Source organism: Cryobacterium sp. TMT1-62, from assembly GCF_004403145.1.
Taxonomy (GTDB): domain Bacteria; phylum Actinomycetota; class Actinomycetes; order Actinomycetales; family Microbacteriaceae; genus Cryobacterium; species Cryobacterium sandaracinum.
Genome location: NZ_SOGZ01000003.1, coordinates 16,778 through 30,902, shown reverse-complemented (window position 1 = coordinate 30,902; position 14,125 = coordinate 16,778). Strand labels below are relative to the sequence as shown.

Here is a 14,125-nt window from a genome sequence, read left to right as displayed (position 1 = left end):
CGAGCCGGTCGCCGAGCCGGTCGCCGCGCTGGTCGCCGCGCCGGTCGCCGAGCCGGTCGCCGCGCCGGTCGCCGAGCCGGTTGCCGCGAGGACGAGCTTCAGCGTGGGGCGCGCCTCCCCTTTGCCTACGAACGAGGTGCTGACAAACTTCTGGGCGAAGCGCACCTCGAACGCAGTCGACCCGGACAACGCTGTACCGTTCAGACCCGAGAGCGGCACAGAAATTGTCTGTCCGGTCAGAGCCCGAACCGATGCCCCACTCAGTTCCGTGTCGATGTGGGCCGGGCGGTTCGACTCAGTCAGAGACGACGCGCTCCAGTCCGAGGAGACCGGATAGACCTGCACGCCAGGTGCGGTAGAGGTGGTGCTGGCGACTTTCAAGTCCAATGTCGCCGACACGACGCTCATGCCCGTGTACTGTGCCGTGTCGAATTTGAGGAAGGTCTTGTCAGCCAGCGACGTGGCGCTGACGTACGGCGTGGCGTTCTGGGGTGTGCTGGGTTCGCGGATAGTGGTCCAGGTGGCCTCCCCCGCTTTCACTGCGATCGGGGCAGCGGCGACAGCCTGGGGAGAGGTCACCGCCGACGCGGGCGACGGAACGAAAGCCGATAGGGCCAGCACTGTCGCCGCAAGGACGGCCGTGAGTTGCCATAGCTTGGCGAGACGTGGCTTGCCATTGGGGTGCCGGTTCAGGAATTTGATCGGGGATTTTTGGGCAGCATAAAGAGCAGACATACAACATCTCAAGATTGTGCGCGATCGAGAGCGCGAGGGATGTGACCCCCGAAGAGGGGCCACCTGAGCAATATTCGAATGCTATCGAAGGGTAGTGCGATTACCAAATAAGACGAGAGTGTCAAGGGCCTGGACAGACCACCGGCAGGGATTATTTCGACGGGAGCGAGCACATATTCAGGACCGCCGTCCGACCGGTCTGGGCCTGCTGTCGCCGGGATTCTCCCGGCCGGCCTCAGGCCGCGAAGCGGTCCGTCGCCTCGATGATCGCGTCCAGGTTGCCCGGCTCGTCGAAGGAGTGACCGGCATCCGGGATCAGCCTGAAATCGGCCTCCGGCCAGTTCTGGTGCAGCTCCCAGGCGGTGAACGCGGGGGTGCACATGTCATAGCGGCCCTGCACGATGACGCCGGGAATGTCTTTCAGCCGGTCCGCGTCGCGGATCAGCTGGTTCGGCTCGAACCAGCCCGAGTTGGTGAAGTAATGGTTCTCGATCCGGGCGAAGGCCACCGCGAACGCCGGCTCGGTGAAACGCGCGATCGTGTCGGGTTGCTGCAGCAGCGTGATGGTCGAGGACTCCCAGGTGGACCAGGCCACGCCGGCCCGCTCGCGCACGTACTGGTCGGGGTCGTGCAGCAGGCGCTTATAGGCCTTGATCAGGTGGCCGCGCTCCTCCACCGGAACCGGGGCGATGAAGCTCTCCCAGAGGTCCGGGTAGATCGCCGACGCGCCGCCCTCGTAGAACCAGTCGAGTTCCATCGGGCGCAGCGTGAAAATGCCCCGCAACACGAGTTCGGTGACCCGGTCCGGGTGTGTCTCGGCGTACGCGAGGCTGAGGGTGCTGCCCCAGGACCCGCCGCAGACCAGCCAACGCTCGATCCCGAGGTGCTCGCGCAGTTTCTCGAGGTCGGACACGAGGTGCCAGGTGGTGTTGGTGGTGAGGTCGGCGTCCGCCGCGCTCGCGTGCGGCGTGCTCTGACCGCAGCCACGCTGGTCGAAAAGGATGATGCGGTACTTCTTCGGGTCGAAGACGCGGCGTTGCTTCGGGCTCGATCCGCCGCCCGGCCCTCCGTGCAGGTAGACGGCCGGCTTGCCGTCGGGGTTGCCGGATGCCTCCCAGTAGATGGTCTGCCCGTCACCGACCTCGAGGAGTCCGGTTTCGTAGGGTTCGATCTCGGGGTAGAAGGTGCGCATACCCCCGAGCCTATTCGAGCCGGTGGGCCAGAATGACGACCTGCACTCGGTCACGCAGCTCAAGCTTGGCCAGGATGCGTCCGACGTGGCTCTTGACGGTGGACTCGGACAGGAAGAAACGTTCGGCGAGCTCCGGGTTCGACAGACCCTCCGCGACCGCGAAGAAGACCTCTCGCTCCCGCTCGGTGAGCAGGCCGAGTCGGCCGGCGTCGGCATCCGCTTCGGTACCGTCGGCCTCCCGATCTGCCCCCGGAAGCTTCGCTCCGAACAGGTCCAGCATGCGCCGGGTCACCCGCGCCGAAACGGAGGCGTCGCCCGAGGCCACGGCCCGGATTGCCGCGGTGAGTTCAGCGGGCTGGGCGTCTTTCAGCAGGAACCCGCGCGCGCCCGCGCGGAGGCCACCGAACGCGTACTCATCGAGGTCGAAAGTGGTGAGAATGATGATCCGGCTGTCGGGGCACGCGGCGGTGATCCGCCGTGTGGCGTCGATGCCGTCGATTCCGGGCATCCGCACATCCATCAGGATGACGTCGGGATGCAGGTCGGTGGCGAGTGCGATCGCCTCGGCGCCGTCGCCGGCCTCGGCCACCACGGTGAAATCGTCCTCGGCCTCGAGCACCATCCGGAAGCCCGTGCGCAGCAGCGCCTGGTCGTCGACGAGCAAAATCCGGATCGGCGTCATGCCCGTTCCCCCGTCTCGTCGACCGTCATCGTCGCGCGCACCTGCCAGCCGCCGCCGGGACGGCACCCGGCCACGAGGGTGCCGTCGTAGAGCGCGACGCGCTCGCGCAGCCCGATGATGCCCCGCCCGGCAGCCGACGACGGCAATGTGGCCGACGCGTTCCGGCCGTCGTCGGCGATGACCACCTCGAGCCGCCCCGGTACCCGGATCAGTCGCACGGTCACCGCGGTCGGATGCGCCGAATACCGCAGCGCGTTGGTCAGCGATTCCTGCACGATCCGGTAGACCGTCAACTGCAGACCCTGGCTCCCGGGAATGCGCCCGGTGAGTTCCAGCCGGGCGGGCAGTCCGGCGGCGTGGAACGATTCGACCAGGTCGACGAGCTGGTCGGCGCCGGGTTGGGGCCGGAGGGGGATATCCGTCCCCTCGGGGTCGCCCTGCTCCTGAGGACCCTCACTCAGCACGCCGAGCAGCCGGCGCATCTCGGACATCGAGCCGCGGCCGGTCCGGGCCACCTCGCGCAGCGCAGCGCGCGAACGTTCCGGGTCTTTGACGAGCAGCGCGTCGGCGCCGTCGGCGAGCGCGACCATGACCGAGAGGCTGTGCGCGATGATGTCGTGCATTTCCCGGGCGATGCGCCCGCGTTCGGTGATGCGGGCGAGCTGGGCCTGCTGGTCGCGCTCTCGGGCCAGCTGTGCGGCCAGTTCGACCAGCGCGGCCACATAACGCTTGCGATCGCCGACCGTGACACCGATCAGGGTGGCCGCGAGCATGAGGACCGCGGATTGGGAGGCGACCGCAAGCCAGGATGCGTAGCTGCTCGCGCCCGGAAAAGCACCTAGGGCGCCGATGCCGATCGCCACGGCGAGGCCGAACCAGGCGCTTCGCACGCCACGGTAGACCGCGGCAGTGTAGAGCGCGATCAGCACGGGCAGGGTGTCGCCCTGGCCGGGGAACGCGACGACCAGTCCTGCGCAGGTCACCCCGAGCACGAGAAGCGGGGCATGCCGCCGGACCAGCAGTGCGGCCGTGATGACCATCACCACCGCGGCGGTGATGAGGGCCTGCGGCGGCAGGCCGGGCCCGGCCTGCCGTGTCAGGTCGATCAGGAAGACGACGGCCATGGGCACGAAATAGGCGCTCGCGACCAGCGCATCGCTGAGCCACGGATGCCGCGCCCAGAACCGCCCGGCCACCCCCGGCGGTGTCGGCAGACGCAGTTCGCCCTCGGTCGGCACAAGCGGCCGACCGAGGGCGAGGAGTGATTCGGTCATTCAGAGGACTTTACGCGTCCCTCCGCTTCAACACCACAGCGGCACCGACCAAGCTGACCGCGAGCCAGCCGAGCAGCACCAGCAGGTTGACCCACCATTCGATCGGCACCGGGCTGAACGACATCAACCCGAACATGTTGATGCCCGCGTTCGACACCAGATACGGCAGCACCGCGGCGGCCCACGGGGCAGCGATCACCTGGAACACCATCGGGAGCAACAGCACGATGCCGAGCACGACCGCGATGCCGCCGGCCCCGCTGCGCACGATGGTGCCGATGCCGAGGGCGAAGACCGCGATCAGGGCCAGGTAGAGCGCACCGCCGAGTACCGGCAGGAACACGGCTGGATCCGCGAAGCTGACGCCCAAGCCCTGCCGGGAAAGCACCAGCGACGCCACCAGATAGGAACCGAGGTTGGCGGCCAGCCCAACCACGAAGGTCGTGACGAACAGCACGGCGGCCTTCGCCGCAAGGGCGGGCAGCCGGCGCGGCACCGCTGTCAACGTGGACCGAATCATGCCGGTGGAGTATTCGCCGCTGATGGTCAGCGCGCCGAGGACGGCCACGATGAGTTGGCCGAAGAACACCCCGAATGTCGCGGTCTGGGCGATGAAAGTCGCCTGGTCGGCCGCGGGGATCATCGAGGCGTCCGCACCCTGCAGGTCGAGCGTCGAGGACATGACCGCCGCGAGGGCGAGCGAAACCAATACGAGGAGGGCGTACGACCATGCCGTCGAGCGCACGCTGCGCAGCTTGATCCACTCCGACCGCAGCAGGCCCGCCGCGCTCAGGCCGTGCACAGCGGATGCGGCGCCGGGCACGGTGCCGTCCGCGGCCGGGGAGGAGGAAGCAGCGGGCGCGGGCGTCTTGGTCGCGGTTGTCTCGGTCATCGTCATGCCTCCTGCAGTTGCGCGGAGCCGCTGGCGCGGTACTCCACCTCGTCTTGGGTCAGGGCCAGGTAAGCCTCTTCCAGTGACGCGCTCACGCCGGTCAGCTCGTGCAGCACGATGCCCGCGGCGGCGGCCTGTTCGCCGATGTCACCGGCCGAAATACCGGCTACCTCGAGCAGGTCCGGCTCTCCGGTGGTGACGGTGACGTCGGGCTGGGCGAGCAGGGCCGCAAGCTGGGCGGACTGAGGGGTGCGCACGCGCACCCGGTGCGTGCCGGCCATGCCGATAATCTCGGAGACCGGGGCATTCACGATCACCTTTCCCCGGCCCAGCATGATCAGGTGGTCGGCCGTGAGAGCCATTTCGCTCATCATGTGCGAGGACAGCAGCACGGTTCGGCCCTCCGCGGCGAGGTACCGCATCAGCTGGCGCACCCACTGCACGCCCTCGGGGTCGAGCCCGTTGACGGGCTCGTCGAGAATCAGCACCGCAGGGTCGCCGAGCAGCGCCGCTGCGATGCCGAGGCGCTGGCCCATGCCGAGGGAGAAGCCGCCGACGCGCGTGCGGGCGACGGCTCCAATCCCGGTGAGCTCGATCACCTCGTCAACCCGGGCGGCCGGGATGCCGTGGGTGGCCGCCAGGGCCAGCAGGTGGTTGCGGGCCGAGCGGCCGGTGTGCACGGCCCTCGCGTCGAGCAGCACGCCCACCTCGCACAGCGGCGCCCGGTGCTCGCTGTAATGCTTGCCGTTGACCGTGACCGAGCCGGCGGTCGGCCGGTCCAGTCCGACGATCATGCGCATGATGGTGCTCTTGCCGGCACCGTTCGGACCCAGCAGGCCGGTCACCTTGCCGGGCTGCACGGTGAAGTCGATCGCGTCGACCGCGGTCTTGCCGCCGTGCCGTTTGGTCAGGGACTGTGCCTGAATCATCCGTCTCCTCGTTGTACATCGGTGGGGCCGGTCTCACCGTGTGAAATCGGCCCGTCATCGACGCTACGGGGGACGGATGCTGCACGCATCGGCCCAGCGGACGCTTGTGCGCCCGCCGGCCTCGTACCTGGGTACGACACGAGGGTGCCCGTTCCGGTAGAGAGCGGCCGGCGGAACGGGCACTCTCCACCGGATCGGGGCTACCTCTTGGCGGGAGCCTTCTCGGCGCGGGGAGCGGTGCCGTTGGCACGCTGGGTTTGGTAGTAGTCCCTGGCCTCGTTCTGGCGCTCCTGCTCGGCACCGCTGGCGATTGCCGCCCGGAGGTGGTCCTGGCTGTAACCGAAGGCGTCGACCAGGTCGACGGAGTGGGGGCGGAGCCGGGCGATGATGCGGTCGATGTAGGCCGTGACCGACTGTGCCCGCTTGGCCGACAGGCGCCCGTGGATCAGGTACCAGGCCAGGTGCTTCTCCACCAGGCCGAGGCCGAACAGGTCGCGCAGCCAGGTCAGAACCTGCTTCGTGCCGGCGTCTTCGGCGGTCTCGACCGCCCGGGTGAACGCCTCCCACTGCAGCAGCTCGCCGTGCGAACGGGCCGCCTCGATCAGCTGGTCCTGGTTGGCGTTGAAGAGGGCCGCGGCATCCTTCGGTGCCAGCTTGCCGGCCGAGCGGAGCTTGCCCGCGATCTCGGCGATCATGGTTTCGACCCGGTCGGTGAGCAGCTCCCGCTGCACCGTGGTGTCGCGGAGGTGGCCCACGGAGCGAGCGGTGGAGCCGAAGTCGGAGACCGCCTGGCCCAGGGTGCGGAGCCCGGTACCGTGGTAGGCGCGGCCGGCAGCTTGCTGCACGACGTAGCGGGCGAGCACGCCCGGGCCGGCTGAGGCGAACTTGCGGCTGTAGTCGGTGAGCAGACGCTTCGCGACGAGCTGCAGGAGCACGTTGTTGTCGCCCTCGAAGGTGGCGAAGACGTCCAGGTCGGCGCGCAGGCCGACCAGCCGGTTCTCGGCGAGGAATCCGGCGCCGCCGCAGGCTTCGCGGGCCTCCTGCAGGGTGTCGAGAGCGTGCCAGGTCGAGAGCGGCTTGAGGGCGGCGGCGAGGGTTTCGAGGTCTTGCCGGTCGGCATCCGTGTCGGCCTGGCCGCTGAAGACCTGATCGAACTTGACCAGGAACTCGTCGTGGGCGAACGTGTGCGCGTAGGTCGTGGCCAGGCGCGGCAGCAGACGGCGCTGGTGGCGCTGGTAGTCGAGGATGACCTCCTCGTCGGTGTCGCTACCGGCGTTGAACTGGCGGCGCTGGCTGCCGTAGGTGATGGCGATCGTGAGGGCCATCGCCGAAGCCTGGGTGGCGGCGCCGTCGAGCGAGACGCGGCCCTGCACGAGGGTGCCGAGCATGGTGAAAAAGCGGCGGCCGGGGCTGGAGATCGGGCTGGTGTAGGTCCCGTCCTCGGCGACGTCGCCGTAGCGGTTGAGCAGGTTTTCGCGGGGAATGCGCACCCCGTCGAAGTGGAGCCGCCCGTTGTCGATGCCGTTGAGGCCGCCCTTGAGGCCGTCGTCCTCGCCACCGATGCCGGGGAGGAAATCCCCGGACTCGTCGCGGATCGGCACCCAGAATGCGTGCACTCCATGGTTGACGCCTGCCGTGATCAGCTGGGCGAAGAGAACGGCGGCGATGCCGTCTTTCGCGGCGTTTCCGAGGTAGTCCTTCCACGCCGCGCGGAACGGGGTGTCGATAACGAATTCCTGCGTGGCAGGGTCGTAGGTCGAAGTCGTGCCGATGGCCGCGACATCCGAGCCGTGTCCGGTCTCGGTCATCGCGAAGACGCCCGGGACCTGCATGGTCATGATGCCCGGCAGGTAGGCGTCGTGGTGCTTCTTGGTGCCGAGGTGCAGCACGGCCGCGCCGAACAGACCCCACTGCACGCCCGCCTTGATCTGCAGGCTGGGGTCGGCGGTGACGAGTTCCTCGAACCCGGCGATGTTTCCGCCGTGGTCGTCGGCGCCGCCCAGGTGCGTCGGGAACGCGCGGTGCACGTGCCCGTTCTCGGCCAGGATCAGGAGCTGGCCCAGCACGCGTTCGCGGTGCTCGGCCATGGATTGACCCTCGATGCGCTGCAGTTCGGGCTTGGCCGTGAGCTCGCGCGCCCGCAGGCGCACGTCGGCCCAGGTGCCGAGCAGCTGCCGGTGCAGCGACTCGATGTTGACCGTGGGGGCACCGGTCTGGCCGGCGATCATGACCGGGCCGGTGTCGACGCCGGGCGCCACGGGGGGCGTGACGGCGACGGTCGTGGCCAGGGTCGCGTCCGTCTTCTTGTCCGTCTTGGCGGGGATCTTCTCCGTCTTGGCGGGGGTAGTGCTGTTGGAGCGCTGAGCAGTGTCAACCATCGTTGGTCCTTCGTCTTCGCGCGAACTCGAAATTTTCTTACACGTTAGGCGGCTCTCGCGAAGCGGGGAAATAGTGCGTGACGGGCCTACAACGAAGGATGCTCCGCCCGGCCTTCGTCTTGTAGGTTTCCACAGCGGTAAAGGGTCTGACGGCACCGTTACCCACAAACGGGGCACCACCTCTGCCGGAGCGACGGCCCAGCCGCTCCTAACGAATTCGACGGAGATTTTGCCCTAGAAGCCCTAAAACAAGCCCAAAACGTGGCTTTAGCTCAAAATCTCCGTCGAATTCGTTGGGGCACAGGTCGTCGGGGTGCGGGCGGTGACGTGGAAGAGGTGCCAGTGGCGAGGGCCGAATGCGGACTGACCGGGGCGGTCGTCTTCGACGAGGCCGACGACGTGCAGACCGGCCAGGAGCGCCTCGACCTGGCCGCGATCATGAAAGTTCATGTCTGCGCGGCCGGCCCATTCATCGTGGGGGCCGAAGAATTCTCCGGCGAACCAGGCGCCGGGCTTCAGCGCCGCGCGGATGCCCGCCCACAGGTCGGGGAACACCGCGGGGTCGCAGAAGGGCAGGGAAAACCCCGCATAGACGAGGTCTGCGGCGGGCAACTCGGGGAGATCCTCGAAGCGGGACCGGTGAAAGACCAGGCGGGACTGCTCCGCAGCGCGAAGGCCCGTCCGGACCCTGGCCTCGGAGCCCGGGTCGGCGTCGAACGCGTGTACAGTCCAGCCGGCGGCGAGCAGGTGCCGGGTCTCGGTGCCCGCACCGCAGCCCAAGTCGATCGCAGTGCCGGGTGGGGCGGGTGGCGCGTCGGCGCAGAGGTCGAGGGCACGGAGCAGCACCGCACGCGGCGGGCGAGCGGCCTGAGCGTTGAAGTACTCGGTCCAGTCCATGACTCAGTTCTACCCGGTCCTGCGGGATGCCGCGGGTTGGGTCCGGGACGGGAGGCGTCAGGTTCCGGCGGACACGACCTCGAGGAGGGCGGCGCCGTAGGCGTCGAGCTTCTTGGCACCGACGCCGGAGATGCCGTCGAGGTCGGCCAGGGTGGCCGGCTTCGTCGCGGCGATCGCCAGCAGGGTTGCGTCGCCGAAGATGATGTAGGCCGGCACGCCCTGCTCTTTGGACTGGGCGGAGCGCCAGACCCGCAGCGCCGCGAACAGGGTCTCCTGCTCGGGGCTGAGATCGGCCGCGGCCGCCTTCGCGGCGCTCTTGCGGGCCCCGGCCGCGGGGCGGGCGGCCCGTTCGGGCTCGGTGCGGAGCTCCACTGTGCGGCGGCCAGCGAGGACCTCCGCGGCGGCATCCGTCAGCACCAGGGTGCCGTATTCGCCGGAGGTGGCCAGGAAACCCTGGGCGAGGAGCTGCCGCACGACGCCGCGCCACTGCTGGTCGCTGAGGTCGGCACCGATGCCCCAGGTGGCCAGCTGGTCGTGGCTGTGCTGAGTGGTGCGCGGGGTCACCTTGCCGCGCAGGATGTCGATGAGCTGCCCGGCGCCGAAGCGCTGATTGCGCTCGCGCAGCAGGCGCACCACGGTGGAGAGCAGTTTCTGGGCGGGGACGGTGCCGTCCCAGCCGACGGGGGGTTCGAGGCAGGTGTCGCAGTTGCCGCACGGCTCGCTGGACTGGCCGAAGTAGCGCAGCAGGTTGACCCGGCGGCAGGTGACGGTCTCGCAGAGCGCGAGCATGGCGTCGAGGTGGGCGGAGAGCTTGCGCCGGTGGCCGAGGTCGCCGGGCGACTCGTCGATCATGCGGCGCTGCTGCACGACGTCTTGCAGGCCATAGGTGAGCCAGCCGGTGGAGGGCAGGCCGTCGCGGCCCGCGCGGCCGGTCTCCTGGTAGTAGCCCTCGACGGACTTGGGCAGGTCGATGTGGGCGACGAAACGCACATCCGGTTTGTCAATGCCCATGCCGAACGCGATCGTGGCGACGATGATGACGCCCTCCTCACGGAGGAACCGGGACTGGGTGCGGGCGCGCAACCCCTGGTCGAGGCCCGCGTGGTAGGGCAGCGCGTTGAGCCCGTTCTGGCGCAGAAATTCGGCGGTCGCCTCGACGGTCTTGCGACTGAGGGCATAGACGATGCCGGCATCCGTGGGGTGCTCGGCCTTGATGAAGGCCAGGAGCTGCTTGCGCGGCTCGGCCTTGCCGACGATGCGGTATTGGATGTTGGGCCGGTCGAAGCTGGCGACGAAGTGCCGGGCATCGCCCATCTGTAGCCGGGTGGTGATCTCTTTATGGGTGGCGTCGGTGGCCGTGGCGGTGAGAGCGATGCGGGGAACATCGGGCCAGCGGTCGGCCAGGTCGGACAGGGCCAGGTAGTCGGGCCGGAAGTCGTGCCCCCACTGCGACACGCAGTGGGCCTCGTCGATGGCGAAGAGGGCGATGGTACCGCGGTCGAGGAAACGCTTGGTGGCCTCGGAGGAGAGTCGCTCGGGGGCGACGTAGAGCAGATCGAGGTTGCCGGCGAGGTAGTCACGCTCGACCGTGCCCCGAGCGGCGGAGTCCTGGCTGGAGTTGAGGAACGCGGCGCGCACGCCCACGGCGGTGAGCGCGTCGACCTGGTCTTGCATGAGGGCGATCAGCGGCGAGATGACGATGCCGGTGCCCTCCCGCACGAGCGAGGGGATCTGATAGCACAGGCTCTTACCGCCACCGGTGGGCATCAGCACGACGGCGTCGTTGCCGTTGATGACCTGGTCGATGATGGCGGCCTGCTCGCCGCGGAAGGAGTCGTAGCCGAAGACCGTGCGCAGGGCCTCGCCGGCCGTCGCGAACTTCGCGGTGGCGCGGCGGGGCGGGGTTGCGGGTACGCGAAGGGCGGATGCGCCGGCACGAGCGCGGCCTGCCGCGCCCGCCAGGCCCGGGGCCGGTTCCCACTCCCTGGCTCCGCCGGCATAGCCGTCGGGCGGTGGCGGGGCGTCGAATTCGTCGGGTGGTTCGAACTCGTCAGGATTCCACGGTATTTCGGCGTTCCAACTCACCCGGCAACTCTACCTGCGCCCTCCGATGGTGCGGGTCGGCTACGCGGGCTGGTCAGGCTGCTCGGGCTGATTCGGTGGGCGAGGCGCGCGTCGGCGGATGGCGAGGAGGGTTCCAGCCACAGCGAGGAGGACGGCACCGAGGGCGGCGGCGATCCAGACGGCGACGAGGGGGGCTTCGGCGAGGGCGACGGTGCTTGTGTCGGTGGAATCCGGGAAAGCAGCATCCGCGGCGGCGTCCGCGGTCTCGGCGCAGACCGGCTTGGCCGGGGACCCTTCAGCCAATGCCTGGTCGGCGGCCGGTTGCCAGGTGAAGGTGAAGTCGCCGGACACCGGATGCCCGTCGGTCGAGACCACCTGCCAGGTCACCGTGTACTCGCCCGGCTGGCCCAGCTGGGCCTTGGTCTCGACGGTCGGGCCGAGCAGGCTGATACAGCCGTCACCGTAGTAGAGAGGCGTGGCCACACGCGCGGGCCCGCTGATGAGCATCCCGCTGCCCGCTCCCCCGCCGCCGAGGTCAAGCAGGGCGTCGTTCGTCGTCACGGTGAACAGCGAAGGCTGTTCAGTCACGACGGCCCCCGCTGCCGGGGAGGACCCGCCCACGGAGTCGTGGGCCGACGCCGGGGCGGCGGACCACCACGGCGGCGCGGCCACCACGGCGGCGCCCAGCGCGAGCGCTGCCCACTGCCGCGCCCTGTTCCCTCGTTTCACAGCGATCTGTCTCCCCGCCTCACACAGTTGGGGGTCTTAGGATACCGGCCACTCGCTAAGCTCGTTTTCTATGCTTACCGCGGTCTTCGGCCTCACCGGCGCACTCATCTTCGGGAGTGCCGACTTCCTTGGCGGGCTCGCCGCCAAGCGCATGAGTTCCCTGCTCGTGACGGCCGTCGCCGCGGCATCCGGGCTCGTGGCCCTGCTGCTCGCCCTACCGTTTGTGGTGGGGGTCTGGTCGCCGTCGGCCGTGCTGTGGGGCGGATTGTCCGGAGTCAGCGGCGCAATCGCGATCTCGCTGCTCTACACCTGCCTCGCGATCGGGCCGATGAGCATCCTCTCGCCGCTCACGGCCGTGGTGTCGGCGGTCGTGCCGATGACGGTGGGGCTGGCAGGCGGCGACCGCCTCGCCCCGATCGGCTACTGGGCGCTCGGCCTGGCGCTCGTGGCGGTGGTGCTCGTGGGTTTCGTGCCCGAGCGCGGCGCCGTGCGGCCGAGCCTGCTCGGCGTGCTGATGGCCCTCGGCTCCGGCACGATGATCGGCGCCTTCATGGTGATGATCGACCTGACCCCGGCGGACAGCGGGCTCGTGCCGCTGGTGATGAACCGCGCGGTTAATGCGGCGATCATGTTCTCCGTGGTCGGGCTGCTCGCCCTGCTCGCGTTGCGGCGGCGACGTTCACTGGTGACGACCGCGCCGATGACGGGCTCGTTCAGACCGGTGACGGATGCCGCGCCGCAGCCCCGCTCGACGCTCACCATCGGGCTGCGGCTGGCCGTGGCCTGCGGCGTGATCGACGTCGTGGCCAATGTGTTGCTGCTGCTCGGCATGCGCGCCGGGGACCTCAGCGTGATGAGCGTACTCACGGCAATGTACCCGGCCGGCACGATCCTGCTCGCCGCCGTGGTGCTCCGGGAACGGATCGCGCCGGTGCAGTGGTTGGGCCTCGCGCTCGCCCTCGGCGCGGCTGGGATGCTCGCGCTGGCCTGACGGACCGGGCGCCGACTGGCATCCTTTCACCGCCGACACCGTCACCCACTCGTTACGAACGACTGCCTCGGGACCCTTGCCGCGCGCGGCGATGCCACGGTACTGTCAGGCCCACACCTGAATTAGTGAACGACTGGTCGGTCACTAATTATCTGTTCCTCTGAAGGAGATTCCAATGAAGAAGTCTCGTCTGCGTTTCATCGCGCCGATTGCCGTTATCACAGCCCTTGCGCTGGCCGGATGCAGCACCTCGAACCTGGGGGGAACGGCCAAGGACGACCCTGCAGCGGAGGCCGGCCCGATCAAGATCGGCGCGGTTCTCGACGTCACCGGCGTCGGCGCCAGCCTCGGCGTGCCGGAGCAGAACACGCTCACAATGCTGGCCAAGCAGCTCAACGACGACGGCGGCATCGACGGCCGCGACGTCGAGCTCACCATCATCGACAATCAGTCGACCGAGGACGGCGCGGCCAAGGCCACGAGCAAGCTGATCGAGAGCGACAAGGTCGACATCATCATCGGTGCCTCACGCACCGGGCCCAGCCTGGCCATGCGCCCCATCGCGGAAGCTGCGAAGATCCCGATGATCTCCGTCGCGGCCAACGTGGCCATCGTCGAGGGCTCGAAGTGGGTCTTCAAGACCGCACAGAACGACGTGGTCGTGCTCGAGCGCATCCTCGACGACGCCGAGGCGAAGGGATACACCAAGCTGGCCCTCGTGCGCGACGCGAGCGGTTTCGGCGAAGGGGTCGCGGAGTACATCACAGACCTCGGCGCCGAGCGCGGCATCACCCTGGTCATGACGGAGGCCTTCGAGCCGAGCGCGACCGACTTCACCCCGCAGATGACCAACGTGCGCGGCTCGGACTCTGACGCCGTCATCATCTGGGGCATCAACCCCTCGGCCGGCCTGGCCCAGAAGGCCTATGTGCAGCTCAGCGTGAACAAGCCGGTCTACCACTCGCACGGCATCTCGAACCAGGCATTCTTCGACGCCGCCGGTGACGCCGCCAACGGCGTCATCGCCCCGATGGGCCGCCTGCTCGTCGCCGACCAGCTGGCGGCCGACAACACCCAGCGCGAGGTCATCGAGCAGTTCCAGGCGGACTACAACGCGGCCTACGGCGAGCAGCCGTCCGGTTTCGCGGGCCACGCGTTCGACGCCTGGCACATCGCCGTCAACGCGATCGAGGCCGCCGGCACCGACGCGGATGCCCTGCGCGGCGAACTCGAGAGCGCCCAGTGGACTGGGATCTCCGGAGTCTTCCAGATGACCGCGAAGAACCACTCCGGCCTCGACGCCACCGCCCTCATCCTGGCTGAGGCCGAGGATGGTCGCTGGAACCTCCTCAAGGACTGATC

The 14,125-nt window shown here is 68.8% G+C and carries 12 protein-coding genes; 2 read left to right on the top strand and 10 right to left on the bottom strand.

Annotated features, from left to right (window positions below):
* From E3T34_RS00860 to E3T34_RS00815, 10 genes are all read right to left on the bottom strand, one after another.
* The coding region (locus E3T34_RS00860) for a DNRLRE domain-containing protein (RefSeq protein ID WP_134341845.1) at window positions 1-735 on the bottom strand (735 nt) is incomplete at its 3' end.
* Window positions 736-970: 235 nt separating this feature from the next.
* Complete coding sequence (gene pip / locus E3T34_RS00855) at window positions 971-1,927, bottom strand: prolyl aminopeptidase (protein WP_104102525.1); 957 nt, start codon at window positions 1,925-1,927, stop codon at window positions 971-973.
* A gap of 10 nt (window positions 1,928-1,937) precedes the next feature.
* Window positions 1,938-2,609, bottom strand: coding sequence for a response regulator transcription factor (locus E3T34_RS00850; RefSeq protein ID WP_104102527.1), 672 nt, complete (start codon window positions 2,607-2,609; stop codon window positions 1,938-1,940).
* Window positions 2,606-3,883 carry a sensor histidine kinase gene (locus E3T34_RS00845; RefSeq protein ID WP_241977302.1) on the bottom strand — a complete coding sequence of 426 codons (1,278 nt, stop codon included), beginning with the start codon at window positions 3,881-3,883 and terminating at the stop codon, window positions 2,606-2,608. Before E3T34_RS00845 ends, E3T34_RS00850 begins: the two co-directional genes overlap by 4 nt.
* 10 nt (window positions 3,884-3,893) lie before the next feature.
* Complete coding sequence (locus tag E3T34_RS00840; protein WP_166785015.1) at window positions 3,894-4,775, bottom strand: ABC transporter permease subunit; 882 nt, start codon at window positions 4,773-4,775, stop codon at window positions 3,894-3,896.
* Window positions 4,776-4,777: 2 nt separating this feature from the next.
* Window positions 4,778-5,704: an ABC transporter ATP-binding protein gene (locus E3T34_RS00835; RefSeq protein ID WP_134341843.1), complete on the bottom strand. Its 927-nt coding sequence runs from the start codon at window positions 5,702-5,704 to the stop codon at window positions 4,778-4,780.
* A gap of 200 nt (window positions 5,705-5,904) precedes the next feature.
* Window positions 5,905-8,082 carry an acyl-CoA dehydrogenase gene (locus E3T34_RS00830; RefSeq protein ID WP_134341842.1) on the bottom strand — a complete coding sequence of 726 codons (2,178 nt, stop codon included), beginning with the start codon at window positions 8,080-8,082 and terminating at the stop codon, window positions 5,905-5,907.
* Window positions 8,083-8,349: 267 nt separating this feature from the next.
* Window positions 8,350-8,979, bottom strand: coding sequence for a trans-aconitate 2-methyltransferase (locus E3T34_RS00825; protein ID WP_104102537.1), 630 nt, complete (start codon window positions 8,977-8,979; stop codon window positions 8,350-8,352).
* Between the two features lie 57 nt (window positions 8,980-9,036).
* Window positions 9,037-11,064: a DNA helicase RecQ gene (recQ, locus tag E3T34_RS00820; RefSeq protein ID WP_241977301.1), complete on the bottom strand. Its 2,028-nt coding sequence runs from the start codon at window positions 11,062-11,064 to the stop codon at window positions 9,037-9,039.
* 39 nt (window positions 11,065-11,103) lie between these two features.
* Window positions 11,104-11,772, bottom strand: a complete 669-nt coding sequence (locus tag E3T34_RS00815; protein ID WP_158250301.1) for a copper resistance CopC family protein — start codon at window positions 11,770-11,772, stop codon at window positions 11,104-11,106.
* Window positions 11,773-11,842: 70 nt separating this feature from the next.
* Between E3T34_RS00815 and E3T34_RS00810 the strand changes: the two genes are divergently transcribed.
* Window positions 11,843-12,763, top strand: a complete 921-nt coding sequence (locus tag E3T34_RS00810) for an EamA family transporter (protein WP_104102542.1) — start codon at window positions 11,843-11,845, stop codon at window positions 12,761-12,763.
* A gap of 175 nt (window positions 12,764-12,938) precedes the next feature.
* Window positions 12,939-14,123: an ABC transporter substrate-binding protein gene (locus E3T34_RS00805; RefSeq protein WP_134341841.1), complete on the top strand. Its 1,185-nt coding sequence runs from the start codon at window positions 12,939-12,941 to the stop codon at window positions 14,121-14,123.
* The last annotated feature ends 2 nt before the right edge of the window (window positions 14,124-14,125 follow it).

What these genes read in the sequence shown, in the direction of transcription:
- E3T34_RS00840 (WP_166785015.1), bottom strand. Translation starts at nt 4,775, where the DNA reads ATGACCGAGACAACCGCGACCAAGACGCCCGCGCCCGCTGCTTCCTCC.
- E3T34_RS00825 (WP_104102537.1), bottom strand. Translation starts at nt 8,979, where the DNA reads ATGGACTGGACCGAGTACTTCAACGCTCAGGCCGCTCGCCCGCCGCGT.
- E3T34_RS00830 (WP_134341842.1), bottom strand. Translation starts at nt 8,082, where the DNA reads ATGGTTGACACTGCTCAGCGCTCCAACAGCACTACCCCCGCCAAGACG.
- E3T34_RS00850 (WP_104102527.1), bottom strand. Translation starts at nt 2,609, where the DNA reads ATGACGCCGATCCGGATTTTGCTCGTCGACGACCAGGCGCTGCTGCGC.
- E3T34_RS00810 (WP_104102542.1), top strand. Translation starts at nt 11,843, where the DNA reads ATGCTTACCGCGGTCTTCGGCCTCACCGGCGCACTCATCTTCGGGAGT.
- E3T34_RS00805 (WP_134341841.1), top strand. Translation starts at nt 12,939, where the DNA reads ATGAAGAAGTCTCGTCTGCGTTTCATCGCGCCGATTGCCGTTATCACA.
- E3T34_RS00835 (WP_134341843.1), bottom strand. Translation starts at nt 5,704, where the DNA reads ATGATTCAGGCACAGTCCCTGACCAAACGGCACGGCGGCAAGACCGCG.
- pip (WP_104102525.1), bottom strand. Translation starts at nt 1,927, where the DNA reads ATGCGCACCTTCTACCCCGAGATCGAACCCTACGAAACCGGACTCCTC.
- E3T34_RS00845 (WP_241977302.1), bottom strand. Translation starts at nt 3,883, where the DNA reads ATGACCGAATCACTCCTCGCCCTCGGTCGGCCGCTTGTGCCGACCGAG.